This window comes from Sphingobacterium sp. DR205 (assembly GCF_011064245.1).
In the GTDB taxonomy this organism is placed as follows: Bacteria; Bacteroidota; Bacteroidia; order Sphingobacteriales; family Sphingobacteriaceae; genus Sphingobacterium; species Sphingobacterium athyrii.
Genome location: NZ_CP049333.1, coordinates 4,985,021 through 5,007,443, shown reverse-complemented (window position 1 = coordinate 5,007,443; position 22,423 = coordinate 4,985,021). Strand labels below are relative to the sequence as shown.

Here is a 22,423-nt window from a genome sequence, read left to right as displayed (position 1 = left end):
CTGATAAAACCTAATATCGTCCCTAATATGTTAATAACTTTTCGGCTTAATAATTTTATTACACTTCTTTAATATTATACTTTGAAAATGATGAAATATTCGCTCAAATTCTCCTTCAGGCGGGTTTTTATCGAAAAATTTAATCTAGAATTTCCAAGGTAACATTAAATTAACAAGTGGTTTACGTAATGGTAATTGGTTGTTAATGTTAATATAATATTGTGCCAATAGCTTTGCAGAAACAAAAAACAAAATAAATTGGAACCACAATTACAACTTAAAAGAATCGCTGCTGCCATTACGTTCGTCGTAGCTGCGTCAACAACAGTTTATGCACAGAGCAGTGGGAAGTTAATGGGGACTATTACAAATAGTAAGACGGGAGAAACGATTACAGGAGTAACTATTCGTGTTATTGGGACTTCGAGAGGCGGAAGTTCAGATGTTTCGGGTAAATATAGTATTCCAGCGTTGCCTGCTGGTAAATATACCGTGGAATACGCTTATATTGGTTATGCCACAAAACAAATTACTGAGGTAGAGATCAAAGCGGATGACATGACCAATTTGGATATAGTCCTTGATAACTCAGAGGGTAAGGTGTTGGATCAAGTTGTGGTTACAGGTTCTTTTAAAAAGGAATCAATCGGTGCGTTATACGCACAACAAAAAAATAGCGCATTGATTTCCGATGGTATTTCAAGTGAACAAATTAGAAGATCACCAGATAAAAATACATCTGAGGCATTACGTCGTGTAAGTGGCGCTACTATCCAAGACAATAAATTCGTTGTCGTTCGTGGATTAGGTGACCGTTATAATGTTTCGATGATGGATGGTTCAGTGTTACCGAGTACAGAAGCGAACCGTCGTGCATTTTCATTTGATATCGTGCCATCTAACTTGATTGACAAAATTACGATTTCAAAAACTGCAACACCGGATCTTCCCGCAGATTTCGCTGGTGGCGCGGTTCAAATTAGTACTAAAGATATACCTGATAAAAACTTTGTGTCCTTTGGTATTGGCTACGGATTTAACTCTGTTTCGACATTCAAAGATTTTTTACAGACGAAAAAGAATATTCAGAATTATTTAGGTTTTGATGATGGTTCAAGCCAACTTGCTAAGAATTTTCCATCGCGTACTGATGTAAATGCTGGACTCTCTCAAAAATGGCAGAGATTGGCTTTAAAATCGCTTCCAAATGATTATGTTATTCAAAATAAAAGTGCATTACCATCACAAAATTATCAGTTTTCTTTGGGGCGCATAAAGCAATATAAAGATGATAGCCGTTTTGGTGCATTATTTTCTGTTAATTACAGAAACTCACAAAATATTCTGCCGAATATCGAGCGGAATTGGTTTACATACGACTATCGCGATCAACAATACAAGTTTTCAACCAATTTAGGAGCCCTTGCAAATTTTGGGTATAGTTTTGGTAAAAATAAAATTACTTGGAAAAATTTATATAATAGAACTTACGATAATACTTATACAGAACGATATGGTACAGATGCTAGCTCATCATCAATCAATAAGTTTTATGCATTTGATATTATGCAAAAATCATTGTTTAAATCTACTTTAGAAGGTGAGCATGTATTAAGTGATAAAAATGATAAGTTAAAATGGACCGCTTCCTGGAGTAACATCGGCAACAATCAGCCAAATCAAACCAAAATAAACTATCAAAAACACGAAGATTACATTAATGATTCGTCAGTACCTTATTTAGCTAATCTAACTACAGTTGGTAAAGCAAATTCAAGACTATTTGCAGATTTGAGTGAAAATATCTTTTCTGGAGAAGTTAGTTATTCCACTCCATTAAACTTCTTAAACGTACCAAGTAGTTTAAAAGCAGGAGGTGGTGCACAATATCGTAAACGTAATTTTGATGCACGTTTTGTTGGGTTCGAGTTCAATTCTTTAGCGGTGAGCGGTGATGAGCAAACTCGCATATTACAAATGACTCCGGATAAGATTTTTTCCTCTGATTTAATAAATCAAAATATTTATAAGTTTGGGGAAGTAAAAGGGGATGGCGATATCTATGAGGCAAAATCTCTATCAACATTTGGATATGCGATGTTAGATCAGAAATTTGCTGATAAATTTCGAGTGGTGTATGGTCTACGCGTTGAAAATTATAATGTACAAATAGACGCGTATAGAATTTTATCTGGACAAATTGAGAAAAGTGTAGACGACACTAAATTAGACTTCCTTCCTTCGGTCAATATGACTTACAGCCTAACTCCTAAAACCAATTTGAGGGCGTCTTATTATAGGACGTTGGCGAGGCCAGAATTCAGAGAATTAGCTCCTTTTGCATTCTATGATTTCGAAAATATGGCAATGATAAACGGTAACGAGAAGTTGAAAAGAAGCTCAATCAACAATGTCGATTTTCGATTTGAATTTTATCCGAAAGCAGGAGAAATATTGTCGGTATCTGCTTTTTACAAAGGATTTACGGATGCAATTGAGCCATTCCGCTACGATGTTAATTCAACACCTGATATCAGTTATTTTAATGCCCCAAAAGCAGATTTATATGGCTTGGAATTGGAAGCCCGTAAAAATCTTGGATTTATTCAGGATAAAGAATTTCTAAAGAACACAATTGCCTATCTAAACGTTTCACTTGTTCATTCAAAGGTAAAAAATCCCACAGATTTAGAATATATAGACAAGACAAGGCCAATGGTTGGTCAATCTCCTTACGTTATTAATGCGGGATTACAACATACAGCTCTCGACAATAGACTAAATGTTAATCTATTATATAATAGAATAGGAAAACGAATTACTCAAGCAAGCGGTATGCGTTTTGCAAGCACTTGGGAGGCTCCTCGCAATGTATTAGACTTTCAGGTCGGGTATAAGGTGATGAAAGGTAAAGGGGAGTTGAAACTTAATGCTGGTGATATTCTAAATAATGCGATCAATGTGTATTATGATAACAAGCAGCTCAACTTACCTAATGAAACAAGTTTTAAATATAAGCCAGGATCAAACTACTCATTGTCATTTAATTATACATTTTAGAATATAACATAAAATTAATAGTGATTTAATCACAAGGTTATAACAGTTGAATTTATTTGTTCAGTATATTAAAACAAAAAAAATGAAAAAAAGATTTTTATTCTTGTCCCTATCGGCATTATTGCTAGCAGGAGCCTGTAAAGAAACAACCATTACGGATGATGGTGATGGAACAGAAACCCCGACAAATCCCGGTAATGAAAATGTTGTAGAGATTTCCGGTGAAATTACGAGTAATACGACATGGACATCGGATAAGATTTACTTGTTGAAAGGATTTGTATTCGTTTCAAATGGCGCTACTTTGACTATAGAGCCAGGAACCATTATAAAAGGAGACAAAGCAACGAAAGGCACCTTAACCATTACACGAGGATCAAAAATAAATGCTACTGGCACTATCGAAAAGCCAATAGTATTTACCTCTGCATTAGCTGCGGGAGCTAGGGCACATGGCGATTGGGGTGGTCTTATTATTTTAGGTAAAGCTCCTGTTAACCAAGGTGCTGATGTCAAGATAGAGGGTGGTCTAGCGGGACCATCAGGTAAAGACGAAAAGAAATACATCTACTATGGAGGTACTGATGCAGCCGATAATTCTGGAACCTTAAAATATGTGCGTATTGAATTTGGTGGAATTCCATTCTCACCCGATAATGAAATTAACGGCCTTACTTTAGGTGGTGTAGGAAGTGGAACAACACTTGATTATATTCAAGTTTATCGTTCAGGCGATGATGCTTTTGAATGGTTTGGGGGTACAGTAAACGCCAAGCATTTATTGGCAATTGGTACTTGGGATGACGATTTTGATACCGATTATGGCTATTCAGGAAATGTACAGTTTGCGGTGGCACAACGCGCGAATGCAGCTGCTGACGTTTCGCAATCAAATGCTTTCGAGTCGGATAACAATGGAAGTGGCACCAACCAAACTCCGAAGACATCTGCTGTATTTTCCAATGTTTCGGTTATTGGGCCAATTTCTAAAGATGGATTTAATCCGAACGCAAATTTCCAACATGGAATTCAGATTCGACGAAATTCGTCTGTTAGTGTTGTAAATTCAGTGATTTCTGGATTCCCAATTGGTATTTACGTGGATGATACAAAGGTAAGCACTCCAGAATCTACATCTAAAAATGTAGTTGACGGAAGTGCGTTATTTGCAAATAATTTGTTTTACGGCACGCCAGTGGGTATCAAAACTACCGCGGCTACAAGTATTGCAAGTCAAGTTGAGGGTTTGCTTAAATCGAGCAATACTTTCGAAAGTAAATTATATGCTAATAATCTATTTACCGCACCATTTAATTTCGGGAAAGATTTTTCGTCCAGCCCAGCTAATCCAGACTTTACTTTGTCGACAGGTTCGGCTGCGGCTAGTGGTGCGAACTTTACAAATGCGAAGGTTTCTGGAAGCTTCTTTGAAAAGGTTGCTTATAAGGGCGCTTTTGGTTCTGAAGATTGGACAAAAGGATGGGCTCATTATGATCCACAAACTTTACCATACACAACTCCTGGTCAAGTTAAATAGTAATGACATCGTATTAAAATTATTAGAAAATCCTGCCACGAGCAGGATTTTTTTTGTAGCATCTCGTGCTGATATTTCGTTATATAGTCAAATAATATAAACTCTAAAAGATGAAAAAAACAATCTATTTGTTTGTGTTGAGCATTTTTCTGCTTTTAAGCTGTAAAAAGTCTGATAATAAAATTGATCCTGAAGATTCTGGACTTAGGATAGAAATCAAAGGAATTTCTGGTTGGGGTAATGGGGTGGACATCAGCATTGATCAAAGTAAGACTGAAATTAAATATCCTAAAGATGGTTTATCAGAGACAAAAAAAGATAAAGTATATAAAACAAGTGAGGCTACATTGAAGCAGCTGTCCAGCTATATCAATACTTATAAATTAATGGATGCTAAAATTGAGGAATGTGCACGTTGCGCAGATGGACTGGATTATGTGATCACAATAAAATCCGAAGGCCGTGAAAATACAGTAACTATTGCTGCTCATCGTACAGATGGTAAATATACAGACCTCTTAGACTTTATTAATAATGTGATTAACTAAAGCTAAGGAGCGATTTAGGAACTTTAAGTAAAATAACGAAAGCGGATAAAATAGAACGCCTCTTTATTATCACGGTTATTTTTAGCTCACAAGTTTACCTCGGTTCATAGTGGTAAACAATCTGATAGGATTGCTTCTTAAGCTCCTCAGACAATTGACCAAGGGCCAGACTCTGTGCTTGCGGAGTAGGTTCGCAGATGGAATAGTATTTGCCATTGTATAAAATCGCATCACCTATAGGTCGTTCAAATTGGACGGCCATCGTGATATGTGTGGGATAGAGCAGTGTGATCATCGGAAGGTTATAAATTTCCTTGACCAGGTAAAAGAATAATGCTACTCGGTCATCACAGTCGCTGGATTTATTTAATAATGTCTGTTCTGGTGATAACCGTTTTTCTGTGCCAAAATTATTTTCATCGTTTTCGTACAGAAAAGCATAACGTGTAAATCGCATTAAATAATCTACGCCTTCCTTTTCGTTCTTGCCTTTTAAATTTTCTTTGAGTGCGGGAATTAATGATTGGTAGGTTTCCTTACTCAATGGAATATTGAAATAAGTTTCGAAATCTACTCCCGGATAGTTTTTAAAAAGGTCGCTGATATCGTTGTTCAACTTAATATTGAAGTGATAAGCTTTATGTCCATCATTGAATGCAAGCTGTTTTTCTATATAATTTGCTGGAACGAAATCCGGTAGTTTAGTGATTTTATAGCTGAAATCGTTAGTGGCTTCCGGTACTTTAATCTTTATGGGTATATAGGCGTCTGCCCTTTGAAATAGCTTTCCATAGTCATGGAAATTTAAGCAGGTATATTTTTTACCATCAATTTCAAAGAAAGGAATATCAGAAATATCCTCATTATTTTGGATAAAAAAGATAATCTGATTGTTGCCCACCGCCAAACGTGCATCATATCCGGACTTACACATCAAGAACCATTTGTATAGTGTGTAGCGCGCATAGTTTTCCGCTTTAGGGGCTATTTGTTGTGCTGTACGGCGCACAAGTTGATAGTATACCCAGTCATTAAGATGTTGCTTGTCCTTGTAATCCAATAGGCTGTTAACTAAATTACGGTATTCTGTCTGATCGGCAGCCTGATAAAACTCTTGGACACGAGCTCCAGTTAAACTATCATCGAATGGAATATTGAACGAGGGGGATACATCAATTGAGACCTTTCCGTCATAGAAATCGAAATCATGACGTTGCGCCCTAACAGGTTGTAGACTGTAGGTTAACCAGCATAAGATGGTCAAAAACGCAATATAGTATCCTTTGATATTCAATTCTTAACAATTTGATAACATTAGTGTAATATAAATTTAACAAATTGTAATAGCTTTTTATAAGGATTAATGAAAAATGTTTTTGGCATTTGGTTTTTTTCGCAAGCTCTTCTCTGGTGAAGTAAGGATTATTGCGTAAATAGGATAATATTAGGGCTGAGTTTCCTTTTAGGTTTTCTCCCACAGTTTTTCCAGCCTTCGGGATTTGGGTGTTTACTTTTCGGTTTGTATAACTTAGCATGAGATTCAATCCATTGGGGATTTCTTCCACTGTTAGTTTCATTGTGGGGTAAATAGAAATTTCTTTACGGATCCTGAGAAATCTATTGCCATATTTTTCAATCTCGCCAGTTAGATAAAAGGCTTCGGCAATTAATTTATTTCGTGTGTAAGCGCTATAACTATTTCGTTCTAGATCTCCATTATAGCGGTAGAAGTTTTCTGATCCAAAATTTCGTAATCACATAAAAAAAATCAAACTAGATTTTTAAGGCTTGGCTAAATAGGAGTGTATTGTTCCAGCAGAGATTTCAGGCATTTTCTCCAATATCTCATTCCTCCAATATCTCAACACTCCATCAACAGAATCTTTCTGCAATAGGGCCTGACGGCTTCCACATAGGATTTTCATACATTTTTCAATATCACTAATGCGAAATTTAAACATGCCTTGCGCTTTAATTTTCTTGAAGATTTCTAAGGCATCACGTTTTTGTTCGAAATAACCCTGGTCGATCCAGTTCTTCAAAAGTGCGAGTATAGCTTTATTGGTCTTTCGGGTACTGCCTTTTGGTGCATTTTTCTTCTTCCAAATGATCCGGGTGCCGTCTCCGTTCGGAGAATAAACGATATGCGAAAAACCTTTATATCCATCCTCGTCGATATTTTTTGTATGGTAAAGCTGGATATTCCCGGATTGGGTGTCATTTACGAAAATTTTTGAGAAAGGACATTCTAGGATAAAAGGAAGTAGATCCAGTTGATCTTCGTGGAAACGATTCTTATCACTTGGCTTGATAATGAAACTAAAGACGTAATTATTGGGTTTGCCAAGGAGAAATGAGAGTTCATCATCGCGCATGTCTATTTCATTCAACCGTTTGATCACTTGGCAGATGATAACATAGTCCATGCAGGACATAATCACATCCGGTTTTTCCGCTTTGCGGATAGATGGTCTTTTGATAATTTCGATCAATGGAGTAGCGATCAAAAATTTAAAACTCTATGGATATTTTGACTTTGCCTCCAAGTCCCTTTTCAACAATGTCAAAAAGTGTTTTTAAAGTAATATTGCTTCCATTGTTCTCAACCCTTGAAATATACTCACGTTTTTTGTCAATCAGTTCGGCGAGCTCGGATTGAGTAATATGTCTTTCCTCACGCGCTTTTTTAAGGAGCAGACCTATTTTAAAAGATTCAAAATCTCTATCCAATTCATCTCTTCTTTGGGTGCCCACTTTTCCGTAAACATCATCTTTAATATTTTTCCAGTTCTTAGTTTCCATCTTCTCTACCTTTTTGTTCGTAATACTCAGCCATGATACTTAATGCTTTTTCGATCTGATTCTTTGGTGTTTTCTGTGTTTTCTTTTGAAAACCGTTCATTAAGATAACGAGTTTATCACCATCAAAAAAGCAAAATACACGCCATATATTGGAGCCAAGCCGAATCCTAGCTTCATATAATCCGTCGGTTCCAGTTAAATGTTTTAAATAATTACTCGGAACCCGTTCAAGAGTTTCTATTGCTTCAATTATTTTAAAAATTTTGTCCTGTACCTTTTGGGGTTGATCCAAAAGGAAGTCTTCAAAATAATTTTTAAAAGCAATTACCTCTCTTACTCTCATTTTACAAAGGTAATTTAAAAGTTACTTTTTGTCAAGTTTTTTAAGCGTTTCATTTTCCTGATTTTTGAAATGTTAACAAAATCAAAGTTAGGGAAGGGGATGCCAAAAAATTGGGCTTTTAAGTACTATTTTTTGGTGTTTGCTTCGCTAATTATTCAGTATTTCTTCGCCTCTTGTCCGTACCATCTTCGGAATGCCCATATAGATTCTCTACCCATTCTCCACTTATTGCCTACATAATCAGTAGGGAAAGAGTAGGGGATGAGTGGAGAAAAGTAAGGTGATAGGCGAATATGGGGCGAAGCAGTCCTGAACGAGTCCCGAATGAGGAATGAGCAATTTTTAGATAATGCCAATCGCACTAACTTCCTATGTTCTTTGCTGTTTTTTATGAGCGTATTCGCTTCCCGCCCCACTTTTGGGTTACTATCTACCTACTGTTGGCCTACTCCAGTAGGCCAACAGTAGGAGAAATGTAGGAAAATGGTAGGTGAAACGTAGAATTAGATTAGGAAATTCCTAAAGGAGAATAGATGGTTGGTAGCTTAAATGTCTTATCATATAAAATGAGAAAAGTGTATTCATTTTATTTGTAAGTCGATCCTTGGATGAAGTACCGGTTTGGAAAGTTTTGTAGAGGAAAGCCCAGTCTTATGAGGGAAGACTGGGCTTTCCTCCGCATTAGGACATTAATAAGTAATTTTGGGCTTATCATTTTCACAAACCACACCTTTAGCTGGTTTGTCATTTTTATCTGGACAGTTGAAGCTTTTGTCTAGCTCCTTTTTTGCATAATACAGGTGATTATACTGTTCCATCATATTGCCAAACTCAGCGAAGTTTTGTTTATCGGTATATAGTATGGGGATAAATTCACAGTCTTTGCGCAAGGTAGCAATGTGCCATTTACTTGGATCGTTGCAGGGAACGTCATCAAAAAAGGTCTGCAATTTGGGTAGCAGATCCGCCAATAGTTGATTGATTTCAGATAATTCCAGATCTCTAGCCGAAGCGACTTTCAGTTTACCGGCAATGCACCGTAATCCAAAATGGGGTGGAAGATAATTCTCAGCAGGACTTGTATTGTATACAGGAGGTCCTTTATATACTTTCTGTGCTCTTTCTTTAAGATCTGCGGCCTCGGCAAGTAATTTATTATAGGCTTGCTCGAAGCTCGGATGTACGGGTACATAGGTGTAATAGAGTGTGTCAATACGGCATTCCTTCAGATCATTGCAAGAAAGATTTTCAGTTAGTTTAACGGCTTGCTGAATTTTATCATCTGCTAGACTGGTGAGTTCTTCATAGCTGTCTTCTTTTTTGCATCCGGAAAATAAAAAAATACTCAATAAAATGGTGTAAAATAAGGTTGTTTTTTGCTTCATAATTTGGTTTTAATTACTTTGATGGTAATATAACGATCAATATTAAAGTTTCGCTACAAAAATAAAAGTAAATATCAATACAATGAAGATGCGATAGTTCTATTGGGGGGCACCTCCTAAATAATTATATCCTGTTTCATCGTTCGATTTGTTTAATCTACAATGTAATTAGATATTGTATATAAAAGCAAATTTATCTAAGTTTGAAAACCAAATGTTTGTGGGTATGTTATTTTCATCCATGAAGTGATCCCAGAAAGTTGGACATCCCTATTAATTACTGACTTGCGATTTTTAGGTTTTAGTTTCTCCATTTTCTTTTTTAAAATCCGTATCTTCGTGCAATGGATAATTTTATTGTTTCTGCACGTAAATACCGCCCGATTACCTTTGATTCGGTTGTAGGTCAGCAACACATTACAGGCACCTTAAAAAATGCAATTCACAACAATCAGTTGGCGCAGGCATTTTTATTCTGTGGTCCACGGGGTGTTGGTAAAACTACTTGCGCGCGTATTTTGGCCAAAACAATAAATTGCGAACAGATCTTACCCGGAACTGAGCCTTGTGGCGAATGTGACAGCTGTAAATCCTTCCAAAACGGTAATTCGTTCAGTATTCATGAACTTGATGCCGCATCCAACAACTCGGTAGATGATATCCGTAATCTCATTGATCAGGTCCGTATACCACCGCAGGCCGGAAAGTATAAGATCTATATCATTGATGAGGTGCACATGCTCTCGCAGGCTGCTTTCAACGCATTTTTGAAAACATTGGAAGAACCGCCTTCCTACGCGATTTTTATCTTGGCTACAACGGAGAAACATAAGATTTTACCCACGATCCTTTCACGTTGTCAGATCTTTGATTTCAATCGTATAAAGGTGGAGGACATGGCAGGTCATCTGGCGAGAATCGCTGACCGTGAGACGATCGCTTATGACCAAGATGGTTTACATATCATTGCACAAAAGGCGGATGGTGGTCTCCGTGACGCCTTGTCTATGTTTGATCAGATTGTCAGTTTCTCAAATAAGAACGTAACCTATCAAGCTGTGATCGATAATCTGAACATTCTGGATTACGATTATTATTTTAAGCTAACGGATTCGATCTTGGCTGAAGATGCTGCGCAAACGCTTTTGACATTTAATGAGATTTTGAACCATGGCTTCGACGGAAGTCATTTCATTGCTGGTTTGTCGGCTCATTTCCGTAACCTGCTGGTGGCCCGAGAGCCCGCGACGTTAAAACTATTGGAAGTTAGCGATAGCATACGACAAAAATATTTACAGCAAGCGCAAAAAGCTTCTTCGGGGCTTCTATTGTCGGCATTGAATATTTCAAATCAGTGTGAAATAAATTACAAGACCAGCAAAAACCAACGCTTACAGGTAGAGCTTGCTTTGTTAAAAATGTGTCACATCGCAAGTGCCATTAAATTAAGTCAGCTTGGTTCCGTACAGATTCCTTCAGCTGCTGAAGGAGTAAAAAAAAAACTCCCTGAGCCAGTAGTTTCGCAGGCAAAGGAAAGTCCTTCTACGGCAGCATCTTCTGGAAATACAGGACAAAATGGGACATCAGTACCAGTTGTATCCACTCCCGGGCCTATATCCAATCCGCAAACAACAGTTTCCAATCCCCAGACTTCAACCGTCAAGCCCGAGGTTAAAAATGAGGCAGTTTCAAATGTGCCGCCAAAAGTTAAAAAGGGGGGATGGGGATCCTCAGCTTCAGCGATTATTCCATCATTGCCGGATTTGAACACCATTTATGACAACAACGCTGTTGCCAAAGAAGGGGATGAACCTGAATTAATAAGAGGTACCGAACAACGTGAGGTAAGCTTTAATCAATTTATTGCGATTTGGAATGCTTATGCTGAGCAGTTGAAGACAGAAAATAAAATCAATCTATATACAATGATGACGGCTACGCAACCTCGCTTGAAGGGCACATTGATCGAGATAGATGTCGAGAATGGTGTACAGATGGATGTATTGCAAAGCGCGAAAGTGGATGTATTGAATTATCTTCGCGTCAAGCTACAAAATTTTGCGCTCGATCTACAAGGGGTTATGATGGAATTTACGGTTTCCCGCAAACCGTACACTTCGCAGGAAAAGTATCAGGCAATGGTAACCAAAAATCCGCTTTTAGATACTTTGCGTAAAGAGTTCAACTTAGGTTTAAGCTAATTTTTGTACCTTTGCAATCTCTTCTATTTGGAAGGTAATATTTAGTTTTATGATGCAAGGAAATTTTCAGAGACGTGATCGCGATCAAGGCGAAAGACGTGAAGTAAATCAGATGGTATTCGGTATCCGTGCCGTTATTGAGGCGATTGATAGTGGTAAAGAAATTGAATCGTTATTTGTACAACGCGGATTAAGCGGTAGTCTGATTCTGGAATTGAAGTCCTTATTGAAAGAACATGATATTGCTTTTCAGCAGGTACCTATTGAGAAACTGAACCGTATCACACGGAAAAACCATCAAGGGGTAATTGCGGTGATATCGCCAATTACTTATCAAAATATTGAAGATCTCTTACCGCAGATCTATGAGAAGGGTGAAACTCCTTTACTTTTGATGTTAGACGGGGTGACTGATGTCCGTAATATGGGGGCTATTGCACGTACGGCAGAATGTTCAGGTGTGCATGCGATCATTGTGCCTAAAAAAGGATCTGCTGAAATAAATCCGGATGCAATTAAAACATCAGCTGGTGCGCTGTATAAAATCCCGGTCTGTCGTCACGACAGCCTTTCTAAAGTGGGTAAATTTCTGATAGATTCAGGCGTACAATTGGTTGTTAGTACGGAAAAAACAACATCAAGCATCTATGATGTGGATTATACTGCGCCTACTTGTGTCATTATGGGAGCTGAAGATGTCGGCGTATCAAATGATTTAATTCGTATCGCGGATAATCTTGCCAAGATACCCATGTATGGCGAAATAGGATCCCTTAACGTGTCTGTATCGGCTGCGGTTGTGATCTATGAGGCAATTCGTCAACGTCTGCCGAAGAAGTCTTAAGCTTTAAAAAAATCTACGATATAACATAGCTTTTGTCTCTGACAAAGGCTATTTTTTTGAATACCGATCTTATTGAGTTTCAATTTGATTCTTAAACAAGGGGGGGGGATTTTATACTAATCTTGCTGATTCTTATTTCAATACATGGACAAAAACACCTGGCCCAGTTACTGATATCTTAGATGCTTTGTTGTTTGCCCCTAAGATCTGCTTGTCTATCTCGTTAAGTATTGTAGATTGCCTCAACCTCTTTTTCATACTTCTGGAGAATGATTTTCCGCTTCATCTTTAAGGTTGGGGTTAATTCTCCAGTCTCTATCGTCATTTCGTTCGGAATAATCGCAAATTTCTTGATCTGCTCCCAGTTACCAAAATTTTGATTGATGCGATTGAGTTCGGACTCAATCTGTTGTTTGACTTCAGCGCTGTTGAGAAATTCTATTTTCGACAGTTTTGCCAATGAAGGGGTGGCGTTTTTGCTCCATTCCAAAAGATTGGCATAGTTCGGAACAATAAGAGCTGCGGGGAATTTCTGTGACTCACCAATTACCATCACTTGCTCAATCAGAGAAGATTCCGCAATTTTGGACTCAAGCTGTTGTGGAACAATGTATTTTCCGCCGGAAGTCTTAAACATTTCTTTTTTACGGTCAATGATTTTAAGAAATTTGCCGTCCACCCATTGACCAATATCACCTGTATACAGCCAACCGTCTTTCAGGACCTCAGCAGTGGCTTCTTCATTTTTATAATAGCCAATCATATTGTTTTCCCCTTTGGTGAGAATCTCCCCATCATCGGCAAGTCTGATTTCGATATTGATCAGTGGCAGACCGACTGTGCCGATTTTCATCCCTCTTTTAAAACAGTTTACAGCAATACAGGGGCCTGCTTCAGTTAAACCATAGCCTTCATATATCGGTATTCCGGCAGCCATGTATAGTCGAATTAATCTTTCCTGTAAAGCTGCACTGCCCGATGCGATACCTTTGATATCTCCGCCTAATGCCGCTCTCCATTTCGAAAAGACTAATTTTCGTGCAATACTTAATTTAATGTCATACCACCAGGAACGGTTATCCAATGTATATTGTTCACCGATACGAAGCGACCAAAAAAATATCTTGCGTTTTAATCCGGTCAGTTGATCACCGTTGGCCTTAATTTTTTCATACACTTTTTCAAGCACACGCGGTACGGCAGAGAAAATATGAGGCCGGACTGATTTGAAATCTTCTCCAATGGTATCCATCGACTGAGCGAAAAAGATTGTCAATCCCTTATACATATAGACGTATTGGAATACACGTTCGTAGGCGTGGCAAACCGGGAGAAAGGAAAGTGCTCGGTCGCCACGTTCAACAGGGAAGGAATACTCACTGCTCATGGTATCGGCCAATAGATTTCGGTGAGCCAGCATAACTCCCTTTGGATTTCCGGTTGTCCCCGATGTATAAATGATTGAAGCCAGGTTATCGGTATTGACGGCATTTCGAAGTGTTTCAAGCTGCTCATCAGCGATGGAAGAGCCCTCAGCTATGAAATGCTGCCAAAGTGGTACATGCTCTTCTTTATCTAAGGTGAAAATATGCTCCAGGAGCGGGCATGAGTCTTTGATCGCAGTGATTTTGGTGTATAATTTTCTGGAGCTTACGATACAATTTCTGATCTCAGCATGGTTGAATATATACCTGTAGTCTGATTCAGAAATATTCGGATAAATCGCGACAACAACAGCGCCGATCTGCTGGATTGCAAAATCAAGAATATTCCATTCGATACGGTTTTCACTGATTAAAGCAACTTTTTCTCCTGCTTGAACACCTAATGCAATGAGACCTTTGGATACCTGATTGACCTGTTCGATAAAGTCTGTATTGCTTACCGCTACCCAATTTGTTCCGTTTTTGTAGGAAAACATAGGAAAGCCGGGCGCAGTTTCTTGTTGCAGATAGGCTAAATCAAATAATCGTGTTGCTGTTAGCATGATGGAAATCCCGTTCGTATAATTGAGCTAATTTACGGATTTTTGGGGAGATTAAAGCAGTTGGGAAATGGAATATCGTGCATGAAACTGACGAGAAGGGGAGGAGTATAACTGGTTGTGGACCCGTCGGGGGATTATAAACGAAAAAGACTCTGATCTGCAAAGCCGGGGCTTCCCAAATCAGAGTCTTTATACGTTTATCTAAATACTAAATCTAGTATTTGCTTTTAGATTCTTTACGTTTACCTGAGAAATCACGGAAACCTCCGCCATTGCTACCACGGTCGCGTTTTTCGCTGCTGAATCCGCCTTCACGTCTTCCGCCACGGTCACCGCCACCATATCCGCCTTCACGTCTTCCGCCGCGATCACCACCACGGTATCCGCCTTCGCGTCTTCCGCCACGGTCACCACCACGACTTCTTCCACGATCACCACCACGGCCTTCGCTTTTTGCTTCTCCAGATACTTCGATACGTACTTGACGACCGTTGTAATCCACACCTTGGAATCCTTGGAATACTTTCTCTACTTCAGCATCTTGAACTTCAAAGAATGTAAACACACCTTTTAAGTCAATTTTACCGATAGATTTTCCTGAGATATTCGCATTGTTACAGATAAAGCCTAACATGTCTCCACGAGAGAATTCATCTACTGAACCTAAGTTCATAAACAAACGTGTATAACCTTTCGAACCTTCGCGAGAACGACCATCACGTCTGTCACCACGATCTTCACGAGAACCTTCGCGGGCTTCGATATTTAAATCAGGTGCATTTTTATAATAATCTAAGAAACGGTTAAATTCAAGAGAAGCAAATCTTTTGATAATATCTTCTTTTGAAAGAGATTCCAAGTTTTCCATAATTGCAGGCAAGAATGGACTGATTTGTTCATCATTTACTTCTACGTTTTCAATCTTCTTAACGATAGAGAACAATTGTTTTTCGCAAACTTCAGCGCCTTGAGGAACTTGTTTTTTCTCAAAAGCTTTACCGATGATCTTTTCAAGATGACGGATTTTGCTGAGCTCTTTTACGTTTACCAATGAAAGAGAGATACCAGTTTTACCTGCACGGGCTGTACGGCCTGAACGGTGTGTATAGTTTTCTGTTTCATCAGGTAAAGAGAAGTTGATTACGTGAGTTACATCACTTACATCAATACCACGAGCTGCTACGTCTGTTGCGATCAATAATTGTAAACTACGGTCACGGTAACGTTTCATTACTTTATCACGTTGTTGTTGGGACAAGTCACCGTGCAACGAATCTGCATTGTAACCATCTTTGATCAACGCTTCAGCGATATCCTGTGTTTCGATTTTTGTACGACAAAATACGATACCAAAGATATCAGGGTTTGAATCCACAATACGTTTGAACGCAGCATATTTATCTTTTGCTTTGATCAAATAATAATGGTGTTCAATGTTGGCGTTACCTGTGTTTTTTGTACCTACAGTAAGCTCAACAGGATCGGTCATATAATTCTTCGCAATACGACGTACCTCGGAAGGCATTGTCGCCGAAAATAACCAAGTTTTTTTCTCGTCAGGAGTTTCTGACAAAATGTTGTTGATGTCTTCTTTGAAGCCCATATTGAGCATCTCATCCGCTTCATCTAATACAACATACTTAACATTTGAAAAATCAATTGCATTTCTGCCAATGATATCCAACATACGACCCGGGGTCGCTACTACAATTTGCACTCCACGTCTGATTTGACGTAGCTGGTCTGAGATATTTGCACCTCCATATACAGCAACAACATGTACGTTGTCAACGTATTTAGCAAATTTTTCTAAATCTTTTGAGATTTGTAAACATAATTCCCGAGTTGGGCAAAGAATTAATGCCTGTGGGTGTTTTTGAGAAAAGTCTAATTGCTCTAATAATGGAAGACCAAATGCCGCGGTCTTTCCTGTGCCAGTTTGGGCTAATCCGACAAAATCGTCGTTACCAGTCAATAAAACAGGAATGGCTTTTTCCTGAATTTCAGAAGGTTTTTCGAAACCTAATTCTGAGATGGCATTAACAACTTCCTCACGGATTCCCAGTTCTAAAAATGGGTTCATGAAATATTATATACAATAGGCACTATTGCCTAAGGCGTTGCAAAGGTAAGAATAATATTTGAATAATCAAAGAATTTAAATGATTGATTTTTAGTGAGATTGAAGGATTTAAAATTAAGGGGATAAAAACTTTAGTCACGCTGTATAGGTAAGGATAAGCTGAAAAGTATTATTTTGATTGTAAACTATTTTGCTTCTTTGTACTTTCTTTATTCATTTATTAATAAAAACTTAATATCCTAACCTTATTTTTGATATTAGTATGGAGCAGGTACCAATGATATATCAACAGTGGCTAAGGGCTATTAAAGAGCAGAATGATACCACTGCTTATGCTGCATTATATCAGTATTGCTGGAAAGACCTTTATCAACATGCTGCCCGGCGTATTCTTGATGCGCAGGATGTAGAAGATATTCTCCAGGAACTGTTTGTCCAGTTTTGGGAAAAACGTCATACGATCGATATCCAGATGAATCTTCCTGCCTATCTAAAGGGAATGCTCAAATATAAGATTATCGATTTTTTCAATTCCAATAAGGCAAAAGACAAACTCTTGGATCATTGGAGCAAACATATTTTTGATTATGTACAGCATCATCCCGAAGAGCTTGAAACTTACCTCATGCTTGAAAAGATGTTGGAAGATGAACTGGAAATTATGCCGCATAATATGCGGCAGGTGCTCTTATTGAAGTGGGAGCATCTATCAATTCGTGAAATAGCACTGCGGATGGGACTCTCTGAACAAACCGTAAAAAATAACCTTACCGAAGCGTCTAAAAGACTAAAGAAAGCAATAACCGGCTATCAAAATGTCCAAAATGGCAGCTTTACACTCCTGCTTATTTTTGTTCTGGAAGAACTTTCCAAGTAAGGATTGTACGTTTAAAAACGATCGCAGGAATAAAAATCAACTTAACAATTCTTTTATAAAACATTAACCATTTCTTGAAGTACTTTCTGGCTTTTTTAAAGACTTGTATATAAACAGCAAGGAAAAAAGTGAAAAGAAGAATTTTTGAATCCTTAATCTATAGATATCAGCAGAACAAAGCCAACAAGGCTGAGCAGTCTCTGATTGATCGCTGGTACGATACGCTTGATCAGGAAGAACTTCCTGTAAAGGAGATAGATGAGGTTCGGTTGTGGAATAGTATACAAGAACGTATTGGAAATACAGCTCCTAAAAAATCAGCGGTTCGGAAAATAAGCTATTGGAGTGGGGCAGTGGCAGCAAGTCTGCTGTTGTGCTTTGGAATTTTATTTTGGAAACAACAGCATGAGCCTAATTTAATCGCAAAAGAAACGCATTTAAAACCGGGTTACCGGATTTTTGAAACCGGGGCCTCACAGCGTAAACGGGTACTTTTGGCCGACGGATCAATCATTGTAATGAATGCCTATTCCAAAATTAAATTGGATACGGTTTCTTACGACAGGAGGGACCGTGTTGTAGAGCTTCTTGCTGGAGAGGCGTTTTTTGAGGTCAAGAAAGATTCTGCAAAGGCTTTCATTGTGCATACCCAACAAGTACAGACAAAGGTCTTGGGAACCTCGTTTACCGTAAAGAACTACACTGGATTGGATGATATATCGGTGTCTGTATTTACAGGTAAAGTACAGGTCACGGCCAATAATCATCCGTTGGGTGTGTTAACTCGTGGCGAAGAGGTCCGATATTCCAAAAATAACCACCATAACAATCAGACGGTTTTTGATCTGACGATACGTAATAGCTGGATTGAGGGAAGAGTTTACCTTAAGCAAAGCAGTTTTGCAGAATTGGCACGGGCGGTCAAAAATATTTATGATGTGGATATTAAAGCTGGCGACCAGCGGATTGCCCAACAACGTTATAGCATGCCGATATCAAAGCAGCTCTCCTGGACGGCAACCCTGGAAAGTATTAAAGCAATTCATCATAACAAATCCAGAAAGGAGGGCGGGATAGTGCATATTTACTAATTCGGGGACAAAAAAAGAGCTGACGACGGCCATCGTCAACTCTGAATCATACACCATTTGGAGATGGTATAAATAACATATACAACAACTTATAGAGATATTATATACGCATACAAATTTATGAAATTTAAGCAATACGTTACGCAAAACGATATTAAGTTTATGATAAGGACATCGTTGGTAGGTTTACTTCTTTCGATCGTGTCGGCCGAAATGCTTTTTGCTTCGGGCGCATACGGCCAGTTACTCAATAAAAAGATCGCAATTTCTTTTAATGAATCCACTATTCCGGCAGCTTTCGAGCGTTTGGAATCCAAAAATATACCTATCGCTTTCGATGCAGCGAAATATAATCTGGCAAAGAAAAAGGTCAATGCCAAAATTTTCAAAAGCAACAGTGTCCGGGATATCATGCATTATCTGCTCAAGGAAACGAACTTGATGGCGCATGACAACGGTGTCTATATTACATTGGTCGAAAAGCCGGTACAGCAGGATGGGCGTATCGCAGGTAAAGTGATTGATGATCGCGGTCAGCCTTTGGCCAATGCCAGCATCAAACTGATCGGTGCCAATAAATCCACCCAGAGCGGTATCGACGGTAGCTATGTGCTGAATGCCGAACCGGGAACCTACATACTGGAAGTCAGTTATCTCTCTTACCAGACCCAACGTATTGAGGGGGTCAAAATACAGGCTGGACAGCGGACAGGACTAAATATTGCCATGAAGACGCAGGTGAATGCGTTGGAAACGGCAGTTGTCAGTGTATCGTTTAAAAAAGCTTCTGTAGCGGGACTTTATGCAGCACAAAAGAACGCAGCTTCGGTGACCGATGGTATTTCGGCTGAACAGATCGCCCGCACACCAGACAATGATATGGGACAGGTTTTGAAACGTGTTACCGGAGTGACAACGGTCAACAACCGGAACGTCATCGTACGGGGCATGTCGGACCGCTACAATCAGGCCATGCTGGACGGAGTCGTGATTCCAAGTACTTCACAGAATAGACGGGATTTTTCTTTTGATATTATCCCAACAGAAATGGTGAGCTCGGTAGTTGTTAATAAAACAGCAACACCAGATGTGTCCGCTGAATTTTCGGGCGGGCAGGTTTCGGTGAATACATTAGATATTCCGGAGAAGGATTTTACGACAATACAATATGGGATAGGCGGAAATTCCCGCACAACAGGCAAAGATTTTTACAGGCTGGGGGAGGGGCATACGAGCGAATATTTCGGTTTTTTTGACAAATCTTCTAAAATGCCTGATGGAATAAAGACATGGCAGTGGAATAGTCGGGCGATACAATTGGACGCGCCTCCCGGTTATATTTTGACTGACTCTGAATTGAACAATACCCCTTTAAATCCAACTGAGTTTGGCGATGCCGTGAAGTATAACGATTTGGATGCTATAGCACAGTCCAAGCGCTTTAATAATGACGCACTGCGACAATATAAATATAAAGCATACCCTAATCAGAATATGCGTTTTTCGCTAGGACGGGTTTATCAACTAAATAACGGACAGCGATTGGGGTTTGTAGCATCCGCAAATTTTAGAAACGAACAAAACATTATTGCATTTAATAATGCACGTAATTCAACTCAGGCTAATTATATAGATAGTTTGGGAGTAGGTGATAATGGAGCTGGCATATCTTATCGCTTCAATAGTAATGGCGGGTTGATGGCCAATGTTGGATGGCAAGGCCAAGGCTTTAAGGTTTCCTTAAAGAATACATATGCGCGTACTTATAGTGATGTTTATAATGAGTCTATTCAAAAACCTTATAACGATGCTATTCCGGTAGCTTATAAAATGATTTATCAATTGCCGGAAGCAATGTCTTTGCAGCAACATCAGTTGACAGGAGAGTATCAGTTACCATGGGAAATAAAAGCTGAAGGAATGGTTACTGTTAACAAAATCAAACAACAGATTTTAGATGAACGAAAACTTTCTTATAGGATAACTACTACGATAGATAATATACCTTATTTTCAAACCCCCAGCCTAATGACCAACAGCAGCTCATCAGTGGCGGGGGTTTTCAAAGACTCCAGAAGATGGACGCATATTGATGAGACGGATTATAATTGGAGTACGGCATTTTCTCGAAAATTTGGTGTGAATTCAGCAGTGCCAACCTTGGTGAAATTAGGCTATCAGGCTTGGTCAAAGAAGAGAACGCTAGATTTATTCAATTTCGTTCCCTGGACAAGATCTTGGGCGGAGGGCACTACGAATCAACCGCCTCCCGCAATAGAAATACCATACCATGAATTGTTCAACGCTGATAATATAGGTAATGGAAACGGTCAGGCCTATTATTACGCAGACGCATTGGGGGGGCGATATTATGATGGTGAAATGTCTTCACAGGCGGTGTATCTGATGGCGGATCAAATGCTATGGCATAAATTACGTTTGGTATATGGTGTTCGTGCAGAGTTTTTTAATTTAAACTCTAAGCAAGAGGAATTATATAGGAGAACTTATCAGGATGAACCAGATCCCAATGACGTGCAACGGCACCGTTTCGGTGTAAAAGAAAATAATTGGCGTTTTCTACCTTCCCTTAATGCTACTTATAGGGTAACAAACGATTTTAATATCCGAAGCAGTTACGCAAGGACGGTAATTCGGCCAGATTTTAGAGAAGTTGGTATGTTTGCCATGTATGATTATGAGTTAGACGGTTACGTTTATGGAGAGCAAGTTAAATCCACGTTGATCGATAATGTAGATCTTCGATTTGAATGGTACCCCTCACCAGGTGAAATAATTTCGATAACAGGATACTATAAATACTTGGATAAACCCATAGAACTTGTTCATAGTGGGGGGAACACGTATACTTTTGCCAACATGGAAAATGCGAAAAATCTTGGACTCGAAATGGAGATTAGGAAAAATTTGACATTTCTATCGGATAAGGACTGGTTAAAAGACCTATTTATATATGCTAACGGAACACTGCTCAAATCGAAGGTCAATGTCTTAAGTCATTGGGAATGGATCAATAACCCTGAAACCCAAGTTGCTGAGCGCGTTCAACAGCGCTATCCCAATCAAGATAGACCACTGATGGGGCAGTCACCTTGGTTATTGAATCTAGGCGTAGGATATTGGGGTGAGCTTTTTGGGGTAACAGCAAGCTATAATCATCGAGGGTATCGAACAAATTTAACCAATGTTAATATGAACAATGTCGAATATGAGTTGGCCCCAAAACAATTGGATGCACAACTTTATACACGTTTTCTAAAGGGCAAGATGGAAGTAAAATTCAATATGGCCAACCTATTGGATGAATGGACTCGGTATTATATGAATATTCAAGATTATGAACAAGATGATACAAAATTTTATGTATTGAAAAAAGGTAAATCTATAAAATATAATAAAGAAGAAGGAGATATTATTACCTACCGTCGAAAAGACGGTCGACGTTTTAATCTCTCAGTGACTTATAATTTTTAAGAAAAATACCAACTGCGCGAGGCAGGTTCATGCTAACCCATAAATACTTAAAACAGCGTTCCAAGACTTGTCCAATAGCACAATCTGGAAGATATTCAAATTTATCATAATGGGGGAATGAATAACTATGCAACTATAGGAATAGCTATCCGCTATAGAAGCATAGTCTA

The 22,423-nt window shown here is 38.7% G+C and carries 15 protein-coding genes; 8 read left to right on the top strand and 7 right to left on the bottom strand.

The window, feature by feature from the left end:
* The first annotated feature begins 258 nt into the window (after nucleotides 1-258).
* The 3 genes from G6053_RS21635 to G6053_RS21625 all read left to right on the top strand — a co-directional run bounded on the left by G6053_RS21635 (nucleotide 259) and on the right by G6053_RS21625 (nucleotide 5,145).
* Nucleotides 259-3,060 carry a TonB-dependent receptor gene (locus G6053_RS21635; protein WP_241254795.1) on the top strand — a complete coding sequence of 934 codons (2,802 nt, stop codon included), beginning with the start codon at nucleotides 259-261 and terminating at the stop codon, nucleotides 3,058-3,060.
* Between the two features lie 82 nt (nucleotides 3,061-3,142).
* Complete coding sequence (locus G6053_RS21630; protein ID WP_165308441.1) at nucleotides 3,143-4,597, top strand: hypothetical protein; 1,455 nt, start codon at nucleotides 3,143-3,145, stop codon at nucleotides 4,595-4,597.
* A 110-nt stretch (nucleotides 4,598-4,707) separates the two neighbouring features.
* Nucleotides 4,708-5,145 carry a hypothetical protein gene (locus G6053_RS21625; protein ID WP_165308440.1) on the top strand — a complete coding sequence of 146 codons (438 nt, stop codon included), beginning with the start codon at nucleotides 4,708-4,710 and terminating at the stop codon, nucleotides 5,143-5,145.
* 94 nt (nucleotides 5,146-5,239) lie between these two features.
* Here G6053_RS21625 and G6053_RS21620 read toward each other — a convergent pair whose 3' ends face one another.
* The 5 genes from G6053_RS21620 to G6053_RS21600 all read right to left on the bottom strand — a co-directional run bounded on the left by G6053_RS21620 (nucleotide 5,240) and on the right by G6053_RS21600 (nucleotide 9,675).
* Nucleotides 5,240-6,439, bottom strand: coding sequence for a hypothetical protein (locus G6053_RS21620; RefSeq protein ID WP_241254794.1), 1,200 nt, complete (start codon nucleotides 6,437-6,439; stop codon nucleotides 5,240-5,242).
* Between the two features lie 487 nt (nucleotides 6,440-6,926).
* On the bottom strand, nucleotides 6,927-7,652 hold the full coding sequence (locus G6053_RS21615) for a hypothetical protein (protein WP_165308439.1): 726 nt from the start codon (nucleotides 7,650-7,652) through the stop codon (nucleotides 6,927-6,929).
* Nucleotides 7,653-7,656: 4 nt separating this feature from the next.
* Nucleotides 7,657-7,947, bottom strand: a complete 291-nt coding sequence (locus G6053_RS21610) for a helix-turn-helix transcriptional regulator (protein ID WP_108635722.1) — start codon at nucleotides 7,945-7,947, stop codon at nucleotides 7,657-7,659.
* Nucleotides 7,937-8,290: a type II toxin-antitoxin system RelE/ParE family toxin gene (locus tag G6053_RS21605; RefSeq protein WP_165308438.1), complete on the bottom strand. Its 354-nt coding sequence runs from the start codon at nucleotides 8,288-8,290 to the stop codon at nucleotides 7,937-7,939. Before G6053_RS21605 ends, G6053_RS21610 begins: the two co-directional genes overlap by 11 nt.
* A 689-nt stretch (nucleotides 8,291-8,979) precedes the next feature.
* Nucleotides 8,980-9,675 carry a hypothetical protein gene (locus tag G6053_RS21600; RefSeq protein ID WP_165308437.1) on the bottom strand — a complete coding sequence of 232 codons (696 nt, stop codon included), beginning with the start codon at nucleotides 9,673-9,675 and terminating at the stop codon, nucleotides 8,980-8,982.
* Between the two features lie 344 nt (nucleotides 9,676-10,019).
* Here G6053_RS21600 and G6053_RS21595 point away from each other — a divergent pair, with 344 nt between their 5' ends.
* Complete coding sequence (locus G6053_RS21595; protein WP_165308436.1) at nucleotides 10,020-11,876, top strand: DNA polymerase III subunit gamma/tau; 1,857 nt, start codon at nucleotides 10,020-10,022, stop codon at nucleotides 11,874-11,876.
* Between the two features lie 52 nt (nucleotides 11,877-11,928).
* A complete protein-coding gene (rlmB, locus tag G6053_RS21590; RefSeq protein WP_165309706.1) occupies nucleotides 11,929-12,720 on the top strand; it encodes a 23S rRNA (guanosine(2251)-2'-O)-methyltransferase RlmB in 792 nt (263 codons plus the stop codon).
* A 223-nt stretch (nucleotides 12,721-12,943) separates the two neighbouring features.
* Here the strand turns inward: rlmB and G6053_RS21585 are convergent, their stop codons facing one another.
* Together G6053_RS21585 and G6053_RS21580 are read right to left on the bottom strand one after the other, a co-directional pair.
* Nucleotides 12,944-14,707 (bottom strand): long-chain fatty acid--CoA ligase, encoded by a 1,764-nt coding sequence (locus tag G6053_RS21585; RefSeq protein WP_165308435.1) that lies wholly within the window; start codon nucleotides 14,705-14,707, stop codon nucleotides 12,944-12,946.
* 214 nt (nucleotides 14,708-14,921) lie between these two features.
* Nucleotides 14,922-16,790: a DEAD/DEAH box helicase gene (locus G6053_RS21580; protein WP_165308434.1), complete on the bottom strand. Its 1,869-nt coding sequence runs from the start codon at nucleotides 16,788-16,790 to the stop codon at nucleotides 14,922-14,924.
* A 277-nt stretch (nucleotides 16,791-17,067) separates the two neighbouring features.
* On the opposite strand from G6053_RS21580, the gene G6053_RS21575 reads away from it, so the two are divergent.
* The 3 genes from G6053_RS21575 (at nucleotide 17,068) to G6053_RS21565 (ending at nucleotide 22,253) form a co-directional block, all read left to right on the top strand.
* Nucleotides 17,068-17,667 carry a sigma-70 family RNA polymerase sigma factor gene (locus G6053_RS21575; protein ID WP_241254793.1) on the top strand — a complete coding sequence of 200 codons (600 nt, stop codon included), beginning with the start codon at nucleotides 17,068-17,070 and terminating at the stop codon, nucleotides 17,665-17,667.
* A 128-nt stretch (nucleotides 17,668-17,795) separates the two neighbouring features.
* On the top strand, nucleotides 17,796-18,758 hold the full coding sequence (locus tag G6053_RS21570) for a FecR domain-containing protein (RefSeq protein ID WP_165308433.1): 963 nt from the start codon (nucleotides 17,796-17,798) through the stop codon (nucleotides 18,756-18,758).
* A gap of 162 nt (nucleotides 18,759-18,920) precedes the next feature.
* The gene (locus tag G6053_RS21565; protein ID WP_241254792.1) at nucleotides 18,921-22,253 is read left to right on the top strand and encodes a TonB-dependent receptor; all 3,333 of its coding nucleotides are present in this window, start codon (nucleotides 18,921-18,923) and stop codon (nucleotides 22,251-22,253) included.
* Nucleotides 22,254-22,423: the final 170 nt, after the last annotated feature.